Origin of the sequence: Jeotgalibacillus aurantiacus, from assembly GCF_020595125.1 — a bacterium.
Lineage (GTDB): Bacteria > Bacillota > Bacilli > Bacillales > Jeotgalibacillaceae > Jeotgalibacillus > Jeotgalibacillus aurantiacus.
The window spans coordinates 456,387-479,384 of record NZ_JACNMS010000001.1 but is presented as its reverse complement, the minus strand read 5'-3'; the positions used below and the strand labels follow the sequence as shown (position 1 = coordinate 479,384).

The window sequence follows — 22,998 nt, the reverse complement described above, 5'->3', positions numbered from 1 at the left end:
CCTTTAGATAAACGAAGGGACAAGATCAAGTCCCACAGATTCCTCAATTCCGAATTGTACATTCATGTTCTGAACAGCCTGTCCGGCTGCGCCCTTCACCAGGTTGTCGATCACTGATACGATCGTGACGCGGTTCGTCCGCTGATCCACGTGAAGCTGAAGATCGCAGTAGTTTGATCCGTACACCTGATTCGTACCAAATTTCGGGCCTGGCGGAATGAGCCGCACAAAGGCTTCATTCTGATAAATGTCCTGATAACATTCCTGCAGCTGTTTTTCCGTGACACCGTCAGCAAGCGGTGCGTATGCTGCGGACAGGATTCCCCGTGTCATTGGCACGAGGTGGGTGCTGAAGGTGATGGGTCGTGTACCACCCGCAAACGCAGAGAGTCCGCGTTCAATCTCAGGTATATGCTGGTGCCTGTTTACTTTATAAATAGACAGGCTTTCATTTGTTTCGCTGAAATGAGTCATCTGATTAGGCTGATTACCAGCGCCTGACACACCACTTTTCGCATCAATAATGAGCTGCGATGAATCAATGAGTCCATTTTTAACGGCCGGCAGCAGGCTCAGCAGAACAGCAGTGGGATAACAGCCCGGATTGGCAATCAGCTTTGACTCCTTAATCGCATCCCGATTCCACTCCGTTAACCCATACACCGCCTTGTCTAATGCTGTTTCAGGGGCAGGCTCCTTCCCGTACCAGTCCCGGTATTCATCGGCAGTCAGCCGGTAATCGCCTGATAGATCAATAATCCGGGGGCCTTTTCCGATAATCGGCGGAAGAAGCCGGCTCGTCACCCCGCTTGGCGTACTCGTAAACAAAACATCCAGTTTAGCTAAATATTCGATCTCAATCCGATGCAGCGGCATATCATAAATATTCAGCAAATGTGAATATTTATGAGAAAACGGTGTGCCGGCATCAGATGATGTAAATAGGTCGATTGACGAAATTTCCGTGTGACGATGCAAAAGCCGTATTAGCTCAAGTCCGCCATATCCGGTTGCTCCAATAATTCCAACTTTCACATCCATCACTCCAAAAAAATTGATAGACATATTATATGTATGTATAAAAATAAATGCAACAGTATTTTTATAAATAATTATTAATTCGAAAAATGATAACGCTTACAAGTTGAGGTTAATTGTTTGGGGGATGTGTGGCAGGTCGAGGTGTTAAATGGAGAGGGAAAGTTGTGTAATAAGCGCTTCAAGTTGTCAAATACCATAGAAGAGTTGTCGAATAATGATAAAAAGTTGTTAAATCAGAAGAGTAGGTTGTCAAATGCAAGATTTTTCTTTCTCACAAGCGTCAGCGTCCCAGTGGAATGCATTTAGGTACCTGAGATCTTGAAGAGCCCCCGGTCTTCGCCGGGATTGTTCTTGAAGGTGACCAAGTTGAGAATGGATGTGTCCAAGTTGAGGGGGGAAGTGACCAAGTAGCAGCTGAAAGTGTCCAAGTTCAGCTGAAATGTGACCAAGTTTGCTCCAGAAGTGTCCAAACCCAACACCCGCCTACACATTTCTGTGTCCAGTTCCGGCGGGCAGGGACTAGCAAACTTCCCGTCCTCTCGTTCGATAAGTCAACATCAGCTCACTGCGTTCGCTGTGTTTCCTTTATCTTCGCCGAGGCCGGTCCAGTTTGTACGTCCCTTAACGCCCGCCTCCACATTTCTATCATAAATTACCCGTAAATTGATAAAATTTAGTTTTCTTTAGGTGATAAGTTCGGTACGATTAGGGAAAGGAGGGGCATTGTTTTGAATGAACACTATGACCAGCAGTTTGCCTCGTTTTATATGCGTGATTTGGAGTTGTCTGAACCGCATAAAGGGATTATGGATTATTTTAGGCTTCAGGATGAATTGAGAACGTCTGTTTTAAATAAAGATTTGTCTGAAGCGCTCGAACATCTGAAACAGCTTCAGTCTATTTTGCTCAACCGCGCTTCCGGTGATTATGTAAATGCTTTGCAGCGTTTTTATTTATCGCAAATGGTGTTAATTGCGGATGAAATGAAGCAAATGGGGATTTCTCCGATGAAGATATTTTGTTTCAGCTCTGCTTGTATTGATATGATTTATTCATGGACGGAGAAAGAGGATTTGATTAAGGGTGGCGAATGGTTCATTCAAACCCTGATCCGTCATATCGAAGAACGTTTTCATCCGACTTATGAGCATCCGCTGATCAGACAGGCTGTAAAGGTTGTTAACCAGCGACTGGAGGATGTTGTTGAAGTTGAATCGATCGCACGTGAACTTTCTGTCAGTCCGAGTCATTTGGCCAAGGTATTCAGGCAGGAAGCAGGGATGACGTTAAAGCAATTCTGTCACAGCAGAAAAGTGGCTGAGGCAAAGTATTATCTTCATTACTCATTTGTTCCGATATCAGATATCTCGGAGCGTTTTTCGTTTTGTAATCAGAGTTATTTTACGAAAGTATTTAAAGAGCAGACGGGCATGACCCCTTTGCAGTATCGCCGCCAGATGCAGGAAAGAAGGATGACTGGAGCATAAAGGAGTGATGAGACATCAATCAAATCGCCTCGCACCGCTATATTATGATCACGAGAAAAATTGAGTGGGAAGAGCAGAAAATCATTGAACATGAAAAATTTCTTCAATTATATGATGATAAACTATCAGATGAAATCAATGATTTTTTTCTTCATGAAATACTCGACCTTTCGTACAGGGAAGGCTCCAGAAATTTCGGATTGCTGTATGTGCACACGACAAAAGGGTTGTATCCCTACAAGGTGAGAGAGCATCCTGCTTCCTTTATTGAAAAGGTAGAAGGACATCTTAAGGAGTGGAAAAAATGACATTTCGTATCGAGGGAATTGATCATATCCATATTACAGCTCCTAAAGGCGCTGAAGATGAAGCACGCCGGTTTTATGGAGATCTTTTAGGGATGACTGAGATCCCCAAACCGGAAGTATTTCAGAATAATGGTGGGTGCTGGTTTCAATTTGGCCGGCAAGAGGTTCACATTGGAATCCTTGAACCATTTGAAGCGCCACGAAAAGTGCATCCTGCATTTATTGTGAAGAATCTTCAGGGTTTAAGAACACATTTAGAAGAAATGCCGTACCCGATCCAAGAGGAAGCGCCTATTCCAGGGAGAACCCGCTTTTTTGTAAGAGATCCTTTCGGAAATAAGATAGAATTTCTCGAGTATGATGTGTAACCCGTGATATAAAAAGAAGGTATGGAATTTTTTTCAACAACCTTTGACAAACAGGTCTAAGTACGAGATGATAGACGAGAACGGATATTCGCTATTCCGTCAAGTTTTAATATGCCGAATTGGGTATCAGGAAGTTTTCGTTCATTCAGTGAGAAGTAAGTGACCGTTTTGTTTATGGAGAAGGTTAGGAGGAATTCCACATGCAGCGTATCATGATTATTGAGGAGAACGCTGACCTTCGCTTGGATCTCACGGAGCAGGTCTCTGATCTGGGGTATCAATCCATACCGGTCACAGATTTTGAACGGATCATCGAGCATTTTATCGAAGAAAAGCCCGATTTAGTGCTTCTGGATGTAAAACTGCCTTTTTTCGACGGTTTCTACTGGTACCGTCAAATCAGAGAGTATTCCACGTGTCCGATTGTCTATCTGTGGCATCACGAGGATGCAACTCGAGGGTTACAAGTCGCAAGAGAAGGACGCCGCAATGTTTCAGATGTACTGCCACTGACGTCAGAGATGCTGACAGCCACATTAAAGAAACAATTGCAGGAGCGTTTTAAAAAATAATAGATTCCCCCTTGCCTGATTGAACGGCAAGGGGGTTATTTGTATTTGTAAATACTTTGAAACCATTTCACGAATAACCCGTAAAGTAGATAAAAATAACAAAAGTGGTGTTAAAGATGACGAAAGCAAAAAAGGCGCTGGCAGGCGGTATGACGGCGGCGATCGCTTTATTTATCTCAGTAAGCCTGATTGATTTAGACTGGGCATTGAGAATGGCTGTTCCTGTGACGATGGTTGCGCTGTCTCCGTATTTAATTGTGAATTCAAAGGAGAAGCAGAAGTTGCTGATTTCAGAGGCTTCTGAGTCTGATGGGAAGTCTGTGATGAGTGAGTCCGAATGGATTTTTCAGCGGGAATCAACGGTAACGTCTCAGCTCACCATTTTAAACAAAGAAGGACAATACATAGGCTGTTATCGACTTGTAAATAATGCTCCGTTAAAAAAGGTAGCATCTCTTATTTTTTCTGGCGCAGATGCTTATTATTCTTTTACGGCAGGTGTGTTCGATTCTCACGGAAAACCTGTATTAGGTTTTCAGAAACGAAAAGAAGATGGGCATACGATTCTTGAGGTTCGGGATCAGCAGGCTGAAACGATTGGGTTTTTTAAAGAAGCCCGTTTGCAAATGATCAAAATGGCAGGAACTTTTCAACTGGCAGACGGCTCAACGTGGTTTCAGGCGAAATCCTCCTCAATGGTCGGGGATTTCACCCTTGCTGACCAATCCGGGCGCTTTATCGCTTCCTACAGGCATGGATATTTTGATTATGCACTGAAGGAGCCTTTTAAACATCACACGCCGGGATATGATCTGGTGAAAGTGAATGAAAATCTGACTGATCATGAGAAAGTGCTCGTTGCGGCGGTCATCAGCTACTGGATGAGCTACCTGCTTCGCGGAAGGTAAATAGGTGGAATGCCCCTCTGTTGTCCGGTACACTTGTGTTAAGGAAAAACGAAGAGGGGATTTTTTATGAAAAAAGCAATGTTTGCCGGGGGATGCTTCTGGTGCCTTGTCCGTCCATTGGCCGAGCGGGAAGGCATTGTCAAGGTTGTGTCAGGTTACACAGGCGGATCCGCAGAAACCGCGGTTTACTCAAAAGTGAAGGCAGGCGGGACCGGTCATGTCGAGGCAGTGCAGATTGACTATGATCCTGAAATCATTTCATACAATGAACTGCTCGATATTTACTGGCCATTAACGGATCCGACTGACAATGAGGGGCAGTTTGCGGATCGTGGTGACGCGTACCGCTCGATTATTTTTGTGTATGACGACCTTCAGAGGCAGGCCGCTGAAAAGTCCAGAGCAGCACTGGAAGCAAGCGGACGGTTTAAAAAACCGGTTGTCACTGAAATTAAACAGGCTCAGCCGTTCTATCCGGCTGAAGCGTTCCATCAGAATTTTGATTTGAAAAACAGCTTCCGTTACGCGTTATATTACCGCGGTTCCGGTCGTGAAGCGTTTCAGCGGGAATACTGGCCAAAGGACCGGACTCATCTGAAAGAGCAGCTGACGGACATGCAATATTTTGTGACGCAGGAAAACGGCACAGAGCCTCCTTATAAAAATGAGTATTGGAATAATGAACGAGAAGGTATTTATGTGGATATCGTGTCCGGTGAGCCGCTTTTCAGCTCGCGTGATCAGTATGATGCAGGCTGCGGGTGGCCGTCCTTTACAAAGCCGATTACTGATTCAATGGTCGAGGAAAAGTGGGACGTTTCCACAAAAAACACACGAAAAGAAGTGCGGAGCCGTGAAGCAGATTCGCACTTAGGGCACGTATTTGAAGATGGACCGGCAGATAAGGGTGGATTGAGATATTGTATTAATTCAGCAGCATTGCGGTTTATTCCGAAAGAAAAGCTAGAAGAAGAAGGCTACGGAGATTTTAAACTATTGTTTGCGATCAGGCAGGGAGGATCATCAGGGTGAAAAATACAAAAGTCGCATTGCTGCTGTTTGGCAGTCAGTTTTTTTATGTGTTGTTTATTCCGATCTGGTTTACCTTTTACGGGGTAACAATCGTCAATATGGAGCAGGACGGATCATTTGCAGGAAGAATTCTGTTGTATCTGGTTGGATCTTATCCGATTGTCATGATTGCCAGTATCGTAATTGCCTGGATGTCTTACCACCGCTACCAGTGGAAGAAAATGCTCCTCGTTAATGGCGTGCCGATCATTTATATCGCACCCATTTTATTTATGATTATTATTGCGACAGTATTTGCGGGATAAAACACAATCTTGATAGAAGTCTTAAGGTGGGTCGAGTTCACCGGTTGTTCAATAGAAAAGAGAGCAGACCATTTTGATCTGCTCTCTTTTTGATTATTTATTCTGCCCAAAATTCGGCTGTGTCAGTCCTTTGTGATAGAGCTGGTTAAACCAGATATCATAGCCGAGATCGTTTGGATGAATTTTATCGTTTAGCGTATCCTCCAGGGCAAGCTCGCGCTGGGTGATTTCTTCTGAGATATGCATATTTGTATCAAAATAGTTCCAGTCGTTTTTAGCAGCAAGCTCCTTAGTGAACTGGTTGTAATCGTTGAAGTTCAGATCAAGAGCGTTTAAACCTGATTCTGTCAGGTTTGTTTTTAAGATTGGATTTGGTGAAATAAACAGAATTTCAATACCAGGGATCCGTTCCTTAAACGTGCGGTACAGCTCTTCGAGAGAGGCTTCCGTATTCTCAAGGGTTACGTTCTGACGATAATTATTAATGACGGATGTCTCGAGAATCAGCAGATCAGGACGGCTGTCCACAACGCGGTTGATGACTTCCGGTCGGAGTAATTTCTCTGATGTGTAGCCGGAATGGCCATGATTTGAAATCGTCACATGCTGTAATGGACGGGATTCGCCTCTGATTTCACTTTGAAGAAGGGCGCGCCAGGTGTTGGATGGTGCACTTGCTCCGACTCCTTTTGTCACGCTGCTTCCGAGGGTTGCTACTCGTGCAGAACCATTTTTAAGAACGCGGTATGTCAGGAAATCTATATAGGAAATATCTTTATTAATAGCAGGATTCAGTTTTTCAAGCTGTTGAGCAACAGCTCCTTGCTTAGAACGGTATTCTCCTCTCACCATTCCGAGGAGTAGCACAAAGACAGAGAGAATGACGGCGGCTTTCAATAATCGCTTTGGCAAAAAATTCATTCCTTTCTAAGTCAAAAGCTTGTGAAATCATCTAATTATAATTGTAACATAAATGTAATAATGTCTCAATAGGTCGACAGGCAGATTAAGATTTGTTCGAAAGAACGCCTGATTCAGCAGTTTTTGTCCAAAAACGTTATAATAGAACCAATTATGGATCGGTCAGGAGGAATAGCTGTGGGAGCATTGAATCAAACAATGGTGATTGATCGCCCGGTTGAAGAAGTGTTTGCAAAGACCGTGCGTATGGAAAATTCACCTCAAATTATGGACCAGGTGGAAGAAGTCACTAAATTAACGGAAGGTCCGGTTTCAAAAGGGACTCGTTATGAAGAGATCAGAAATCTTGGTGGGCGCCGTGTCAGATCAGAGCTGATCGTCACGGAGTACGAACCGAATCGTTCCTACGCCGTTTCCAGTGAACAAAATGGCGTGCAGATCACGTTCCGCTATACATTTCGTCCTGAAGGAGATGGCACGTTTATTACCTTTGACGGTGATATTCAGACGAAGGGATTAGCGCGTTCTATGTTTAAAGGGATGATTGTGCGAATGATTTCCAAGGAAGAATTATTTCACTTACAGCGATTGAAAAAATACATCGAGAAGCAGGATACAGGGAGCGATCAGGTTGAAGAAAGTCAGAATTAAGAATAAATTTACCGATAAAATCCGCAAAGGCTATCCTCTGTTACTTACTGAGATGATTGAAGGGGATATTCCGGAGGAGGGTTCGGTTGTACAGGTAGAAGATATGCGCGGAAGTTTTTTGGCAACGGGATACATCGGGAAACAGAACAAAGGTTCAGGCTGGCTGTTAAGCTGGAACCAGCAAGAAGGAATCGATCAGGAATTTTTTACCTCGAAAATAACAGAAGCTGTTGCCTATCGCAAGCCGTTTTTTGAAGATACGGAGACGACTGCTTTCAGGTTATTCAATGGAGAAGGTGATGGCGTAGGCGGCTTGACGATTGATCATTATGCCGGGCATTATTTATTCACTTGGTACAGTAAAGGGATTTATGCGTTCAGGGATATGATTCTGGATGCATTTGAAGCTGTTCTGCCGTATGACAGCATTTATGAGAAAAAGCGTTTTGATTCAAAGGGGCAGTATGTGGAGGATGATGATTTTGTCCGCGGGGAACGGCCAACCTTCCCGATCGTGGTGAAGGAAAACAGTGCCCACTTTGCGGTTTATCTGAATGATGGTGCGATGACAGGGATTTTTCTTGATCAGCGTAATGTCAGACAGGCGATCAGAAATCAGTATGCAGAAGGAAAAAACGTGTTGAACACCTTTTCTTATACAGGGGCTTTTTCGGTATTTGCAGCCCTTGGCGGTGCAGTGAAAACAACGAATGTGGATCTGGCAAACCGCAGTCTGCCGAAAACGATTGAGCAGTTCAGTATGAATGCCATTGACTATGAGGCGCAGGATATTCTGGTAAGAGATGTGTTCAGATATTTTGATTATGCCGTTAAAAATAACGTCACGTATGACCTTGTTATCATGGACCCACCAAGCTTTGCGCGGTCTAAAAAGCATACATTCAGCGCTGCAAAGGACTATAAAAATCTGATTAAACAGGCGATTGATCTGACCGAGAAAAACGGTGTAATGGTCGCTTCAACAAATGCGGCTTCCTTTGATATGAAAAAGTTCCGTTCTTTTATCGATAAAGCTTTTAAAGAAAAAGAGCGACGTTACAAAATCATTGAAACGTTCTCTCTCCCGGATGATTTCAGGACGTCATCGGCTTTTCCGGAAGGGGATTATTTGAAAGTATGTATCATTAAAGCCGGTTAAAAGGGGGAGTTGCGGATGGAGACTGTTTCACTGTCTGCGCGCAGACTGGCTGAATACGTGTATCGCGGCGGCAGCATTGATGCGACGATTGGCAGCGCAAATGCAATGATGGAGGGAACCCGCATCCATCAAGCCGTTCAGAAAACGTATGAAGACGGGGATGAAAAAGAAAAATTCCTGTCCCGTTCACTTGAGCGGGACGGGATTCAGTTTGTGTTGGAAGGCCGTTGCGACGGTCTTTTATTTCGTGGAGATCAGGTGATTGTGGATGAAATTAAATCCACGTCACGCTCTTTGGACGACATTGAATCACCTGTTCCTGTCCACGAAGCGCAGGCCATGGTATATGCATGGATCATTGCAGAGGAGCATGAACTTGAAGAGATCCGGATTCAGATGACGTATGTCCAATCATCCAGCCGTGAGGAAAAGCGGTTTATGAACGCTTACCAGAAATCGTTTCTGTTTGAGCAGGTTGAAAACATGGTGGCGATTTATGAACCGTTTGCGTTACTGATGCATAACCGTCGTAAAAAACGGGATGATTCGATTGCAGCGCTGACGTTCCCTTTTGGCGAATTCCGACCTGGACAGCGTCAGTTAGCAGGTACTGTTTACCGAACGATTGAGGAAAAAGGGAAGCTCTTTGCACAGGCTCCGACAGGCATTGGAAAAACGATCTCGACCCTTTTTCCAGCAGTGAAAGCGGCTGGGGAAGGTAAAGTGAATCAGATTGTGTATGCTACTGCGAAAACAACCACTCGCACAACAGCAGAGGAAGCGTTCAGGTTGATGAAAAACAGCGGGCTTGAGATGTCCGCCGTTTCCATGACAGCGAAGGATAAAATCTGCTTCAAGGAAAAGACGATCTGTCAGAAGGAATACTGTGAATTTGCTGACGGCCACTTTGACCGGATCAATGGGGCTGTCATGGATATTTTAGAGAACGAGGACCTGATGACACGTGACGTGATTGAGCAATATGCGATGAAGCACCGGGTTTGTCCGTTTGAATTTTCCATGGATCTGTCCTATGTAACGGATGCGATGATTGGTGATTATAATTACGTGTTTGACCCAAGAGTCTCACGAAAAAGAATGGCAGGTGAGCAGAAGCGTTCCTCTGTTCTATTAGTGGATGAAGCACACAATCTGCCGGATCGGGCAAGCGCGATGTATTCAGCTGCACTCATGAAGGCTCCGTTTCTGGCGCTCAGCCGTGTGGAGTCAGCCGGTAAAACTTTGCGTGATGCCGCTAAACGTGTAAACAAAGCTTTTTTAGCGATAAAAAAAGAACTCGAAAGCACTTATGTTATGACGGACACATGTCCTGAAGAATGGCTTGAGGCGGTTCGTGAGTTTTACGAAGAGGCTGAGCGTGCGGTGCACAGCGGAATCAGGGAAGATGGCGTGCTTGAGCTTTACTTCGCCGTTCGCCAGCTGATTGCTGTAACCGAACAGATGGATGAACGATTTTACATTTACATTCAAAAGCAGCGGAACGATGTAATGCTGAAAATCGTCTGTATGGACCCGTCTGATTTTATTGCCGGATCAGCTAAGGGATACAGAGCGTCTGTCTTTTTCAGTGCAACACTCTCCCCTGTTTCCTATATGCGGACCATGCTCGGCGGTGTGCCGGAGGACTATGGGTTGGTATTGCCATCTCCGTTTTCCAAAGAACAGATTGATGTCAGACTCCTGCCGGTTTCCACTAAATACAGGGATCGTGAAGTGACCGTTACTGAGATTAGTGCCGCACTGACAGAAGCGATCCGCCAGCACAAAGGGAATTTTCTTATTTTCTTCCCGTCCTATCAGTATATGGAGATGGGCTATGATGAATTTATGCTTGAGGATGAATGGGAGGACCTGCATGTGTTAAAGCAGTCTTCGCGAATGACAGAAGAAGAACGGGATGAATTTTTAGCTGCATTTCGCCATTCAGATCGGCAGACAGTCGGATTTGCGGTCATGGGTGGAGTCTTTTCAGAAGGTGTGGATCTTCCCGGCGATCAGCTGACGGGCGTTGCGGTAGTCGGCGTGGGCTTGCCTCAAATGAACCCGGAACGGGACGAACTGAAAAAGTACTTCCAGGCCCGCGGGTTAAACGGATATCAGTATGCTTACGTATTTCCTGGCATGAACAAGGTCCAGCAGGCAGGCGGAAGACTGATCCGGACAGAATCCGATTCAGGCGTCCTGCTGCTGATTGACGACCGCTATCTGACCCCGCAATATCAAAAATTGCTGCCTGAGGAGTGGAAGTGAATGGATGACGCGGTTATGGATGTGTGGATACTGTAGGATGTGTCCGCGTCAAACTGTTTTGTGTTTGTTGAAAGTGCAGGAAAGTGAATTGAGGGAATCCTTCGCTGAAATGAAGGAATCGTGTGGGTGGAAAGAAGGAATAAAGTTCCGGTTTGAAGGGAAAAGTGAGGGGCAAACACCTTGTGAAGGAATTAATTTCTGATTAGAAGGAAATATTTTCTGGAAAGACTTAATTATTTTTTCAAACGATTGAATAAGTCAACATAGTGATGGAATTATGAAAAGTCAACGGACCTTTTATTATTATTGCAGATAAACTTTCTGAGGTGCTTTTTGTTTTATTTCTTAGATCGTTTCTTTGTACTAATTAGAAATAAAGGTGAATTGTGATTTCACACAAAAAGTGCCCGATCATTCCGTAGACTCCTGCGGCAGAGAAGCGACAGGTGAGACAGCGTAATGCGGAGCATTAGCTGGCTCACCGCGCGGCCGCGGAAAGCGAAGGAATGGTCGGGCACGATTCTTATATAAATAACAATAAAAAAGGACCCAAACAGGTCCTTTTTTATTTTACTCATATACCTTTTTCACTCTACCAACCTGGCCATCCTCCAGCCGCACTTTAATACCATGTGGGTGGGAAGGAGAGTTCGTTAAAATGTCCTTTACGACACCGTTTGTCAGATTGCCTGATCGCTGATCTTTTTTTAACACGATATCCACCTGCTTGCCTGGTGAAATATCTGCCCGTTTTTGTCCATTCATGATAATAAGATCCTCTTTTCCGAATTTCCCTTATCATAGCATGAACAGATCAATTGTTTAAGGTGAAGCCCCCTGATTACATATCAGCTAACAGACGTTTGGCAATCTGCTGGTACAAATCGCGGTCAATGCCCGGTGCGAATTCTTCCGGAAGATCATTCAGATCAGGGATCGGCGCACCTTCAGGAATGCCTTCCTGCACGACCAGAGGCTGACCGTTCGCAGGATTCGTTCCTTTCCAGATCTGGCGAATGTCCTGATAATCCCCATCACTCCAGGTAAACAGAACATTTCCGACACCCTGGTCCTCGTATTTACGGGCATGGTCAAACACGCGGTTATCGAGATTTGGCACCGGCAGCATTTTTGTCAAATCGGTACCGGTTGCGATTTCAATTGCTTTGGCATAAGCAAGAATATGAACGCCACCACGTACAAGCAGGTAACCGATCATTTCACGGGCAGTCGGATGATCCGTCATTTCATATACGCGCATTTTATGCGTTCGTGCCCCAATTTCCAAAAAGAAGTTGTGAAGCAGATCGAGAATCAGATTGCCGCTTGAAAAAACATAATCCCCGCGCCAAGCATTTCCCATGGAATCTCCGGCAAGCGACGTTTGTGCAGTTGCGATAAAAGAATAAGTATTTCGTTTATCTTTTGCATTATGCAGAGGTGTTAAATCAGGTTCTGCAGTAAAAGAAGTCCCTTTGTTAACCAGGTTAATCGTATTGCTGACGAGCTCAACGTGACCAAATTCCTCAGCCGTTATACTGGCGACAAGATCATAAAAGGGCTTAAGTTTCCCTTTTTGTCTGAAATTAAAGGACTGATACATGTAGTTGTTCAATGTGGACATTTCACCAAATTTACCGCCAAGAAGCTCCTGTACGGCTGCAGCCGCGTTGGCATCGCCGTATTCAGGAGCGGGAAGATCAATCAAAAGCTTATTCACTCGTTTAAACATAAGGTTCCTCCCTCAGAGTGGCATTCCTGCTATATTTATGCGGGAGGAGGGATCATTATGTCAGGCAGGGGAAATCCAGACAACTTCCTGTGTACGAATAAAAAACGGCGTCTGGTTGATCTCGACAACGAAATGATCGGGCGCTACGCTTTTTAACATACCCTGCACCGGGTTTTTAGTTGTCTGAACCGTAATAGGCTTTCCGATAAGTGTATTCAACGCCTGAAATACGTACGGATCATACAGAGAGGTAAAGACAGTTTGCTGACCATTCATAAAAAATCCCCCTTAATTTTTCGGAATGATGTAGTGTATGATTGTTTTTTTAAAATGGGACCATTACAAAAATAGATTGACGTCTATCTAAACTTACTTTAACCTTATGTTAGATGAAATTCTAATGTGTCCAAGGAGATGACGATTGTGCTACGTGAAAACATTCTTTCATCCGTATCGTTTAAACGGAATGAATGTGTTGAGTTTTCGATTGCTTTAAAAGTAATTGGTGAAAAAGAGAAGCTGTTAAAGATTGCGAGTGAGATGGGCTTCAATGTGAGAAAAGAAGACGAAGCGTTAATTGAGCAATTGGACGGATCTGTTTCGCAATTCCTCAGGCAGGAGCTTGAATACTTTTTCAGCATCTGTGATATTGGGGTGCTGGGCACCGCTTTTGCTCTGGACTACGATCAGTCAGATGATGTCAAAGCCTTGCTGTCGCTTATCTCTTCAGCTGATGAAGATGAGATTTGTCATTATCTTGGATCTATATTTATATCAAACCTGATTCCTGCAACGGAAGATATGTGGGAAGAGATGAATCGAAACGTGAGTGGCATGATTCAATTCATTGAAGAGTCAGAGGTTGAAGGTGAACTGGCAAAGCAACGCGTGCTTGAGTGCCTGAGAAATCCGGAAGAGACGAAGCAGCGAATTGCCTTTTTGTATCGTCAATTTTACGAAAAAGCCTACAAAAACATCGAGGATCAAGTGTTTAAAGAGATAGAGAATGAGCTGAAAATGTATCAGCAGCAATTTGAGAATCATCCGGTACAGTTTCTGAATCAATACTTTTTTCAATTGTTTCAACCGGAAGAAAATCAATGGCCATATAAAATCCATATTCATCTAAGCTTTTTTCAACAGGTGGGCTTCTGGTCCATGAGTATTCATGATTATCGTGAAAAGGCCGGTTGGGTTGCACTCGGCATACGTTCAAAAGAACATCATTCCCAAAAAGAATTGCGGGATCTAGTAGACGATTTTCTGAAGGCGATTTCAGATAAAAAAAGAATCAATATTATTAAGATGCTTGCACAGAAACCCTATTATGGTTACGAAATTGCCAGCTTATTAAAACTGACACCAGCTACAGTCAGTTATCATATGAACCTTATGTTTGAAACAGGTATCGTGACATTAGAACGGCAGGATAATAAAGTATATTATCTTCTGGATAAGCAGCGGTTTAAAGATATGATGGATGCAAGTGGAAAAGTGCTTCTAAATGAAATTTAGAAGCATTTTTTAAAAAACGAACATTAGATATTTATCTAACTTATAAAATTAGAAAAAAACGGAGGTGTTTTAAATGGATGCTTTAGCTCTTCATCATCAAGGTCAGATTCCTTTACTTCGAAATAAAAATTTTATGCTTCTTTTTTATGGAAAGCTTGTTTCTCAATTAGGGGATGTTATCTATAACATCGCAGTCGGCTGGTACATTTTATCAGTCACGGCATCAGCAATTGAAACAGCTGTTTTCATGGCTTTAGGCGCTGTTGTGTATTTAGTGGCGGCCCCTTATGGAGGCGTCATGGCGGATAAGGTGAGCCGGAAATGGCTGATGGTGATGACAGATCTGATCAGGGGTGGTGTGATGGGAATAGCCTGTCTGATCATGTTTATAGGCATTGAATCCATTTGGATTTTTTATATACTTGCTATTATTTTAAGTGTTTGCGGAGCACTTTTTGTTCCGGCGTCGAATGCATTGATCCCGCTGTTGGTCAAAGAGGAGCAGCTTACAAAAGCAAATTCGATGTCTGCCTCCATTCAGAGTGTGACCAATATCTTTGGATTGATTGCTGGAGGGGTGTTATACACAATGCTTGGGGTTGTGGGTGTATTGCTGTTAAATGCTCTATCTTACACATTAAGCGGAATTTCGGAGATGTTTATTGAAGATGTACAATCAAATAACAATGAAAAACCACAGCGGTCATCTGTCATCAGAGATTTTGGTGAAAGCATGAGTTATTTAAAACAGAAGGAAGGTTTTTATCCTTTAATTCTGGTCTTTGGTTTAATCAATTTACTGATTACCCCGGTTTTTGCGGTTTACACACCTTACATTTTTAATCAGGTATTAAAAACGGATCCTCTGCAATATTCGTTTGTGGGCGTTGCAGCTGCGGTCGGCTTTTTGATTGGGGCAGGGGTGTTATCTGCCTTGAAAACATCCGGTGCTATTCATAGAAAAATTAAACTTGGTTTGTTTCTTCTCAGTATGATTTTTGTCTTTATTTTATGTCTGATGATCTCTTATTCCTCAGGGATTATGGAAGCGTCATCTGTAGTTACTTTCTTTATTGTAGCGGCAGTCGTCGTCGGATTTAGTGAAGCCTTTATCTTTATTCCGGTCAACGTGGCTGTTCAAAAGCTGCCCAATCACCTGTTGGGCAGACTCTCATCACTCATCCAGACATTAGTGATGATCTCTGTTCCAATTGGTCTGGTGGCAGGGGGAGTTGTAACAGACCTGTTTAATATGACAACCGTTCTATTGGTGACGACAGGTCTGTTTATTTTACTGACGGTCAGCCTGTTTAAAGTAAAATCAATATCCGCAATCTAAAAAAGCAGGACCGCTATGGAGGCGGTTCTGCCTTTTTTGAGTGGACTTTTATTGACCACCGCTTTTTCTTCTCGTTTCAGCCAGCACATCAGAGTACACCATCAGGGACTCAAGTGTCAGCGGTCTGCTGAAGAAATAGCCTTGTATGATGGAGCAGTTTTGGGAAACCAGAAACTCCATTTCCTCCTGTGTTTCCACTCCTTCAGCGATGATATCAATCTCCATTTCCTGAGCCATCCTGAACAGGTTTTTGGCAATGATCTGATTTTTTGTGGTTTTCTGCACGTCCTGAATGAGACTGCGATCGACTTTTAACGTATTAATATCAAACATTTGCAGATACGAAAGAGATGAATAGCCTGTCCCGAAATCATCAAGTGAAAAGCGGATGCCCGCGTTCTGAAGCTCACTCATCACACTTTTTACTTTCACAGGGTTCATAATAATGGACGTTTCCGTCAACTCAAATTCAATCAGTGATGGAGGTAAATCAAACTCTTTGATCTGACGAAGCGTCTGTTCAACAAAATCGCTTTTCAGCAGACGGTTTGGTGACACATTAATAGACACCGGAAGCAGGGGGTGTGATGATTTACGCCACGTATCAAGGTCCTTGCACACCTCTCTGAAAACCCAGCTGTCAATTAATGAAATCATACCGTGTTTTTCTGCTAAAGGAATAAAAGTAGAGGGTCTGATCAACCCTGCATCGGGATGATTCCACCTGATCAGTGCTTCCGCGCCGGTAATGGTTCTCGTCTGTGCATTCACTTTCGGCTGATACAGGATAAAAAACTGCTCCCGTTCAATGGCAAACCGGAGATCATGTGCAATCTGATCAATTTCTTTTTCTTCCTGTTCAATGGATTCATTGAAGATCATCCAGTCGTTGCGCCCGCTCATTTTAACGCGGTGAAGAGCGAGGTCAGCGTATTTGATCAATGTGTGGGGCTGTTTGGCATGCAGATCATATACGCTCGCTCCGATTGAAACAGTTAAATACAGTTCTTCTTCTTCAACAATGACAGGTGATTCCATTTCATCTAAAAGGTCAGCTGCGAAATGTTCAATGTGATCGTCTGATCCAATATTGGTAACAGCGATCAGGAACTCGTCACCACTTACACGGGCGCAAAATCCCTTATCCCCGACAAACCGGACAAGACGGCTCGCAAAAGAGGCAAGAACCTGGTCTCCTACAGAATGACTGTATAAATCATTAATTGATTTGAATTGATCAATGTCAATGTAAAAAACCCATAAGGAAGGCTGCTCATCAAACATAGAGAAAGATTTAATCACCTTTCCAAGTCGCTTTGTAAATTGTTTGCGATTCATCAGGCCTGTTAAATAGTCGTGATTTTCGAAATGGTGAATGCTTTCTTCAAGCTTCTTGCGCTCGGTAATATCCATGATAAAACCGTCTACCCGTGTGAGTTCGCCAATTTGGTTCAGGTACGGCATCGCCTGATGTTCGATCCATCGCAGTTGCTTATCCTTATAAATCAGACGATATTCAACTTTAACGGCCTCTCCTTTACGAAGAAGCTCCTGATAATCATCGATAATATGTACATCTTCAGGGTGGAGAAGTGAACGCCAAAGCTTTGGGTCCTGATCAAATTCAGCAGCCGTGGCACCGGTAATGTTTTCGATTGATTTAGATAAATATGTAAATTTGTAATTTTTCATATCAAGAGACCAGATCCCGACGTCCAGTCTTTCATGAATGGATTTTGCGATTCGGCCTTCCTCAGCTAATTCTGTCAGCTGAGTGCGGAGTTCCTTGACTACTTCTTCGTCTACCACCATATTTCCAATGATGATCATTCCCTTAACTTCCTCATTTTTAATAACAGGAAGGCATTTGACGTACATCGGAACGGCTGACCCGTTTTGATGAATGACATTTAAGTTGATATTCAACGTCTGACCATGCTGGAGTGCAGTCAAAAAAATCTCATCCGTCAGTCCAGGTGCATGCATGGAGAGATAGTTCGTTGCTTTTGTACCGATCATATCATGCTGCTCATATCCAAGAAGAGTGACCGTGTTTCCTTTTAGATCAACGATATCACCTGAAATATTGATGGTCGCGATCAGCCCGGGATAATGTAAAAAAGCAGATTCAAGAATCTCAACCGGACGTTTATCGATCAGGAGATCTTCATCCGTCAGAGAGCTTGATAAAGAAAATGTTCGGCTGTGTCTCATCGGCTAACTCTCCTTAAAGTGGAATCAAACGTAAATTTATTATAACGAATTATTTGAATATTACATACATTTTTCCGGATTTATATTAAAAATAATGAGGAAGGGTGAGACGTGACATAGCAAAATGTTTGAACATAACTTACAGTAAAAAATATTTTTTCCTTACGTAAAGCTAAAAATATGGATTGAAGATAATTATTGAAACAATCGCTTTTTTAAAGGTTTATCGAATCAATAGAACTATTTCTCATCAAAATAATTTAGGTTTAAATACCCATCAGGGGAATGTGAACAATTCTTGACATCAGGTGGCAATTGAAGGAATAATGGAAAAAGATCGAATTTTCATTCTTTTTTATGAATGAAAATGATAACGCTTACAAGATTGGAGGGGTGAAATGTCGACCGTACTTTTATTTGGATTCATCACCATTATTTCAGTGGCAGCAGCATTGAAGCTGAAGAAGAAAAGACTTTTGTTAACCCCTATTCTGGCAATCGGTGTGTTCGCACTGATTAAGATTATTCAGGTGCCGATGCCATTTTGGGACACTGTCACATTTATTTTTGATCTCAGGGGATAATTTTTACGAACAAAGGGGATGAGCGCATGAGGAAAATTGATAAAAAAGTGGCGGACAGCTATTTCAAAACGAGAACGACGCTGATTATGATTTATCTGGCGATCGGATTTGTTGTCTCATATGGCTGCGTGCTTTTTGCAGAGCCATTATCGAACATCACGTTTAACGGATTTCCGCTCCACTATTACATGGGGGCACAGGGGGCTGTTCTGACATTCATTATTTTACTATTTATCAATGCTGTTGTCAGCGACAGGGTTGACCGGAAATACGGTATTGATGAAGCGCGCAATGAATCGATCGGATCGGGGAAAACGGTCGACCACTAATAACGGCAGCGTTCAGTCAAACAAAGGGGGAAGATCATGGATACTCAATTTCTCGTATCACTGGCATTTATATTGGGGACGTTTGGGTTATACATAGGAATTGCCATTTATAATCAGGCTAAAGCAACATCCGATTTCTATGTCGCAGGCCGCGGAGTACCACCGATTTACAACGGGATGGCAATCGGAGCGGATTGGATGAGTGCAGCTTCATTCATTGGTATGGCCGGAACCGTCATGGTGATGGGGTATGACGGACTCGGTTATATTATGGGCTGGACTGGAGGATATTTGCTCTTAACCTTCCTGATGGCTCCGCAGCTTCGTAAATATGGACGCTATACGGTACCTGAATTCATAGGTGACCGTTATGGAAGCAGTACGGCACGATTAATCGCAGCAGGTGCCACGATTATTATCAGTTTTACGTATTCAATTGGACAAATGTCCGGTTCAGGAGTCGTCATCGGGCGTTTACTTGAGGTGGATTACCGAATCGGTACTATCATTGGTGCCTGTTTAATCGCTTTTTATGCCGCACTTGGCGGGATGAAGGGGATTACCTGGACACAGGTTGCCCAGTATATCGTGCTGATCGTTGCTTATCTCGTTCCGGTTATTTTTATGTCACTTCAATTAACCAATAATCCGGCTCCGTGGCTGTCATACGGCACAGTCATCGAAGAAATGAGGGCGCTCGACCGGGAGTTTGGTATATCTGAATACGTTGTGCCATTTACAGAAGGAACGAAGTGGCAGTTCCTTGCCCTGATGTTTACGCTGATGGCAGGAACAGCAGGTCTTCCACACGTAATTGTCCGCTTCTACACAGTATCAACAATGAAAGCGGCACGATGGAGTGGGGCTTGGGCGCTGTTGTTTATCGGACTGCTTTACTTATCTGCACCTGCCTATGCAGCATTTTCACGATTTATTCTAATGACTCAGGTAGCCGGATCACCGATTGATCAGCTGCCTGCCTGGACAACGTCATGGGTGGATACAGGGATGCTTCAGGTGGCAGATACGGATGGAGACGGTATTTTACAATGGCAGGAGCTTCAGATTGCCAATGATATCGTCGTGATGGCTACACCGGAAATTGCTAATCTTGGCGTTTTTGTTATTGGTTTAATGGCTGCCGGTGCGATGGCTGCAGCACTGTCAACAGCCGGCGGACTGATGATCGCCATCTCTGCGTCACTGTCACATGATATTTACTTCCGTTCCATTAATCCAAATGCTTCAGACAAAAAACGTCTGGCAGTTGGACGATGGTCGATTGTTATTGCGTCACTCGCAGCAGGTTTAATTGCGTTAAATCCACCTGGTGCGATTACACAGATTGTTGCCTGGGCCTTTGCACTGGCTTCCGGATCCTTCTTCCCGGCACTCCTGCTTGGTGTCTGGTGGAAGCGTTCCAACGCACAGGGCGTCATCGCGGGTATGCTCGTTGGTTTATCCGTGACGCTTGGCTATATCTTTGCAGCCAAATACGGGGGCTTTACGATACTTGGTATTATCGATACCGGAGCCGGCGTGTTTGGGGCAACAGCCGCTATTTTGACAAACGTGATTGTGTCACTGGCTACAAAGCCGCCGTCTAAAAAGATTCAGGAGGAAGTGATTGACCTTCGTTATCCTGAACAGATGACCTACCGTGATGGAGAGGTGTGGATCGATGACGGAAACGACGTACCGCCGTCCAGATAATAATGAATCAATTAGGATGTTTATAAGAAAAACGCCGCTGTTTCAAAATAGGTCTGAAAATGAATTTCAGGAATTGTATGCCTCTTGTCAGGAGCGGCAATACGATCAGGGTGTTTTAATAGCGGACACAAAGAAAAAAAGAGAAGGAATCCTGCTTATTACCTCAGGGCTTGCTGAAGTATACGCCGCCGGATTCCGTAATGAAAGAGAAGTGCTTGAGCTTGCAGGGCCCGGAGAAATCGTCGGGCTTGCAAGTATCAGTTCGATGCTCACGCCAACAGATGAAGAGATCAATACGGTTGAAATTCTGGCGCTTGAAACAACATTGGGGTTATTCATCCCATATTCCGTACTGAAGGTCCTGTGGGGGGAACCGGATGTACAGGCCTATTTTCTTGAAAAGTCAATTTTCCGTTTGAGAGATGTCTATCAGTCATTAACTGAGCAGCTTCAGCAGGCTGGATGGATGGAGCAGCAAAACAAGGTATTTCAGCGGGTGCAGGACATGATGTCCTCCCCGCTGCTTACCGTTTCACAGGATAGTACGCTTCAGGAAGCCATTGCATTTATGGCGGAGCATCATCTGAGTGCAGCTGTGTATATTAGTGATCAACAGCCTTTTGTCGTTTCAATGAGAGAAGTGATGCGGGCGATTGCTGAAAACAGACAGCTCTCTGAACCACTGCAATCTGTCAGTCGCGAAGCGGTGATCATTCATAGAAATGCTTACTATTATGACGCTTTGGCCACCTTTCAGCGTGAAAGTGGACTGCGGCATATTGTCGTCGTAGATGGAAGCGATCATCCAGTTGGTATGCTGACGTTATCCGATGTCTTAAAGCAGAAGCACCGATCGATTCAGGCTTTAATGAAAGAGATTAACCAACTGAACGAAGCGAGTCTTCCTTCCGTATCAGCTGATTTACGGACGATGTCTGCGCAGCTGATTGAGGAAAGAGAAACGATCAGGATGCTTTCAGCAACTGTCACGCCATTATTCGATCAGCTGACACGTAAAATAATCAGTGAAGTCTTAAGCGACTTAGGGGATCCGCCCTGTAAATTTGCCTTTTACCAAATGGGCAGTGCAGGGAGAGGAGAACAGTTTCAAATGACGGATCAGGATCATTTTCTCGTCTTTGAAAAAAATGGGCCAGCAGAGGAAAAGTATTTTGAGGCTTTTGGAGAAAAAGTCGTTCAGTTGCTGGAGGCAGCCGGTTTTAGACGATGTGACGGGAATATGATGACATCAAACGCAATCTGGAGAGGTTCCGTTAGTGATTGGGAGCAAAAAATCAGGAGATGGGCGCTCCGTTCAACGCCGCAAAATATTCTATATGCCTATAATTTCTTTGCCATGAGATGGCTGGCTGGAGATGCAGAAGTTCATCATGCATTTATGCAGGGGCTGCAAAAGGAGCTGGCGCATTCGGGCGTATTGCTGAGACAGATGGCAGAGGAGATCAAAAGAATGCCGATTCCTTCCATTGATCATCGTTTGCGCAACCTGATTTTACGGGAAGGAAAAGTGATTGATCTGAAAAAACAGGTGCTGTTTCCTTTTCATCACGCCCTTCAAATCAGTTCCTTGAGAGCAGGTATACTGGAAGGCTCAACAGCGGAGCGGATTCAGAAATTAACCGAAATGGGCAAAATCATCGAGATAGAAGAACTGAAGGAAAGTATCGATTTTATATTGTCCCTCAGTCTACAAAAAAAGCATCATGAAGGTACATCTGTTATTGTCCCGGACCAGCTTACTTCACGTGAAAAGGCGCTCTTATCAAGATCTTTACACGTTTTGAGACAGTTCCAGCAGTCTGCGGTACGGGAAATGGGCGTATGAAAGGAGTGGAATGAATGGCCATTTGGGATAAGAAATTCAATGACCGGATCGACCAGGACATTCCCCTTTCAACCCCGCTCAGCGAATTGAACCTGCTCGTGGTTGATACAGAAACAACGGGTTTTGCCGTGGGAAAGGATGACCGGCTGATTGAAATCGGTGCTGTACCCATTACCGGTTTAAAGGTGCAGGATCACGAGACTTATCAGACGTATGTTGATCCATTGAGGGATATTCCTGAAAACATTACAGCTTTGACGTCCATCAGTCAAAATGACGTTAAACACGCTCCAAAGGCATTCGAAGCAATAGAATCCCTTTTTTCTCAGGAGAGGAACCATCCTTTTCATGGGTTAGTCGGTCATTACGTGGCATTTGATATGCAGGTTTTCAAACATGAGCTGCGCAGATCAGGCCGCAAATTTCAGGAACCACCCTTCATCGATACGCTCGATTTACTCAGTTTTCTCGTCCCAACCTGGGAAATGAAGGACCTTGCCTACTATGCATCCGTTTTCGAAACGAGAATCTATGACCGGCACAGTGCTTTGGGGGATGCCCTGACAACAGCTTACTTGTTCTGTGAACTGTGTGAACGCGTAATGGACCGTGGAATCACCACCTGGGGAGAGTTACTTCAATTAAAATCGTCCAGAGTATTATAAGCTGAAAGATGCATTTTTTATTTTAGTGTGCTGGAAAT

Annotated in this window: 23 protein-coding genes; 17 read left to right on the top strand and 6 right to left on the bottom strand. The window is 43.9% G+C overall.

Translation table 11 applies throughout. From position 1 onward, the window contains the following. Positions 1 to 3: 3 nt before the first annotated feature. Positions 4 to 1,035, bottom strand: coding sequence for an N-acetyl-gamma-glutamyl-phosphate reductase (gene argC, locus H7968_RS02210; RefSeq protein WP_227394611.1), 1,032 nt, complete (start codon positions 1,033 to 1,035; stop codon positions 4 to 6). Between the two features lie 734 nt (positions 1,036 to 1,769). Here argC and H7968_RS02205 point away from each other — a divergent pair. The 7 genes from H7968_RS02205 (at position 1,770) to H7968_RS02175 (ending at position 6,021) form a co-directional block, all read left to right on the top strand. Next, on the top strand, positions 1,770 to 2,528 hold the full coding sequence (locus H7968_RS02205) for a helix-turn-helix domain-containing protein (protein ID WP_227394610.1): 759 nt from the start codon (positions 1,770 to 1,772) through the stop codon (positions 2,526 to 2,528). Between the two features lie 44 nt (positions 2,529 to 2,572). Continuing rightward, positions 2,573 to 2,836 (top strand): hypothetical protein, encoded by a 264-nt coding sequence (locus H7968_RS02200; RefSeq protein WP_227394609.1) that lies wholly within the window; start codon positions 2,573 to 2,575, stop codon positions 2,834 to 2,836. Continuing rightward, positions 2,833 to 3,204, top strand: coding sequence for a VOC family protein (locus tag H7968_RS02195; RefSeq protein WP_227394608.1), 372 nt, complete (start codon positions 2,833 to 2,835; stop codon positions 3,202 to 3,204). Before H7968_RS02200 ends, H7968_RS02195 begins: the two co-directional genes overlap by 4 nt. Positions 3,205 to 3,404: 200 nt before the next feature. Beyond that, entirely contained in the window at positions 3,405 to 3,776 is a 372-nt protein-coding gene (locus H7968_RS02190) for a response regulator (RefSeq protein ID WP_134373707.1), read from the top strand. A gap of 116 nt (positions 3,777 to 3,892) precedes the next feature. Next, complete coding sequence (locus H7968_RS02185) at positions 3,893 to 4,684, top strand: hypothetical protein (RefSeq protein WP_227394607.1); 792 nt, start codon at positions 3,893 to 3,895, stop codon at positions 4,682 to 4,684. Between the two features lie 66 nt (positions 4,685 to 4,750). After that, entirely contained in the window at positions 4,751 to 5,716 is a 966-nt protein-coding gene (gene msrB / locus H7968_RS02180; protein ID WP_227394606.1) for a peptide-methionine (R)-S-oxide reductase MsrB, read from the top strand. After that, a complete protein-coding gene (locus H7968_RS02175) occupies positions 5,713 to 6,021 on the top strand; it encodes a hypothetical protein (RefSeq protein ID WP_227394605.1) in 309 nt (102 codons plus the stop codon). The genes msrB and H7968_RS02175 overlap by 4 nt, the downstream gene beginning before the upstream one ends. A gap of 93 nt (positions 6,022 to 6,114) precedes the next feature. Here the strand turns inward: H7968_RS02175 and H7968_RS02170 are convergent, their stop codons facing one another. Continuing rightward, positions 6,115 to 6,933, bottom strand: a complete 819-nt coding sequence (locus tag H7968_RS02170; protein ID WP_227394604.1) for an SGNH/GDSL hydrolase family protein — start codon at positions 6,931 to 6,933, stop codon at positions 6,115 to 6,117. Positions 6,934 to 7,119: 186 nt separating this feature from the next. Between H7968_RS02170 and H7968_RS02165 the strand changes: the two genes are divergently transcribed. From H7968_RS02165 to H7968_RS02155, 3 genes are read left to right on the top strand one after another with little or no spacing between them, the layout of a single operon-like run. After that, entirely contained in the window at positions 7,120 to 7,593 is a 474-nt protein-coding gene (locus H7968_RS02165) for an SRPBCC family protein (protein ID WP_227394603.1), read from the top strand. Then, positions 7,568 to 8,752 carry a class I SAM-dependent rRNA methyltransferase gene (locus H7968_RS02160; protein ID WP_227395070.1) on the top strand — a complete coding sequence of 395 codons (1,185 nt, stop codon included), beginning with the start codon at positions 7,568 to 7,570 and terminating at the stop codon, positions 8,750 to 8,752. Before H7968_RS02165 ends, H7968_RS02160 begins: the two co-directional genes overlap by 26 nt. Positions 8,753 to 8,767: 15 nt before the next feature. Next, the gene (locus H7968_RS02155; RefSeq protein WP_227394602.1) at positions 8,768 to 11,023 is read left to right on the top strand and encodes a helicase C-terminal domain-containing protein; all 2,256 of its coding nucleotides are present in this window, start codon (positions 8,768 to 8,770) and stop codon (positions 11,021 to 11,023) included. Positions 11,024 to 11,593: 570 nt separating this feature from the next. Here the strand turns inward: H7968_RS02155 and H7968_RS02150 are convergent. The 3 genes from H7968_RS02150 to H7968_RS02140 form a co-directional block, all read right to left on the bottom strand. After that, positions 11,594 to 11,788, bottom strand: coding sequence for a YwbE family protein (locus tag H7968_RS02150; protein WP_227394601.1), 195 nt, complete (start codon positions 11,786 to 11,788; stop codon positions 11,594 to 11,596). 76 nt (positions 11,789 to 11,864) lie between these two features. Continuing rightward, entirely contained in the window at positions 11,865 to 12,755 is an 891-nt protein-coding gene (locus H7968_RS02145; RefSeq protein ID WP_134373689.1) for a manganese catalase family protein, read from the bottom strand. A gap of 60 nt (positions 12,756 to 12,815) precedes the next feature. Then, positions 12,816 to 13,031 (bottom strand): YuzF family protein, encoded by a 216-nt coding sequence (locus tag H7968_RS02140; protein WP_227394600.1) that lies wholly within the window; start codon positions 13,029 to 13,031, stop codon positions 12,816 to 12,818. 147 nt (positions 13,032 to 13,178) lie between these two features. Here H7968_RS02140 and H7968_RS18090 point away from each other — a divergent pair, with 147 nt between their 5' ends. After that, the gene (locus H7968_RS18090; RefSeq protein WP_227394599.1) at positions 13,179 to 14,270 is read left to right on the top strand and encodes an ArsR/SmtB family transcription factor; all 1,092 of its coding nucleotides are present in this window, start codon (positions 13,179 to 13,181) and stop codon (positions 14,268 to 14,270) included. Between the two features lie 73 nt (positions 14,271 to 14,343). Further along, positions 14,344 to 15,609 carry an MFS transporter gene (locus H7968_RS02130; protein WP_227394598.1) on the top strand — a complete coding sequence of 422 codons (1,266 nt, stop codon included), beginning with the start codon at positions 14,344 to 14,346 and terminating at the stop codon, positions 15,607 to 15,609. Between the two features lie 48 nt (positions 15,610 to 15,657). Here H7968_RS02130 and H7968_RS02125 read toward each other — a convergent pair whose 3' ends face one another. Then, a complete protein-coding gene (locus tag H7968_RS02125; RefSeq protein WP_227394597.1) occupies positions 15,658 to 17,823 on the bottom strand; it encodes a putative bifunctional diguanylate cyclase/phosphodiesterase in 2,166 nt (721 codons plus the stop codon). Between the two features lie 398 nt (positions 17,824 to 18,221). Here H7968_RS02125 and H7968_RS02120 point away from each other — a divergent pair, with 398 nt between their 5' ends. From H7968_RS02120 to H7968_RS02100, 5 genes are read left to right on the top strand one after another with little or no spacing between them, the layout of a single operon-like run. After that, the gene (locus H7968_RS02120) at positions 18,222 to 18,407 is read left to right on the top strand and encodes a hypothetical protein (protein WP_227394596.1); all 186 of its coding nucleotides are present in this window, start codon (positions 18,222 to 18,224) and stop codon (positions 18,405 to 18,407) included. A 26-nt stretch (positions 18,408 to 18,433) separates the two neighbouring features. After that, the gene (locus H7968_RS02115) at positions 18,434 to 18,736 is read left to right on the top strand and encodes a DUF4212 domain-containing protein (protein WP_227394595.1); all 303 of its coding nucleotides are present in this window, start codon (positions 18,434 to 18,436) and stop codon (positions 18,734 to 18,736) included. A 36-nt stretch (positions 18,737 to 18,772) separates the two neighbouring features. Beyond that, positions 18,773 to 20,449, top strand: coding sequence for a sodium:solute symporter family protein (locus H7968_RS02110; protein WP_227394594.1), 1,677 nt, complete (start codon positions 18,773 to 18,775; stop codon positions 20,447 to 20,449). After that, complete coding sequence (locus H7968_RS02105; RefSeq protein WP_227394593.1) at positions 20,418 to 22,295, top strand: DUF294 nucleotidyltransferase-like domain-containing protein; 1,878 nt, start codon at positions 20,418 to 20,420, stop codon at positions 22,293 to 22,295. Before H7968_RS02110 ends, H7968_RS02105 begins: the two co-directional genes overlap by 32 nt. Before the next feature lie 14 nt (positions 22,296 to 22,309). Next, positions 22,310 to 22,960 (top strand): 3'-5' exonuclease, encoded by a 651-nt coding sequence (locus H7968_RS02100; protein WP_227394592.1) that lies wholly within the window; start codon positions 22,310 to 22,312, stop codon positions 22,958 to 22,960. Positions 22,961 to 22,998 lie beyond the last annotated feature (38 nt).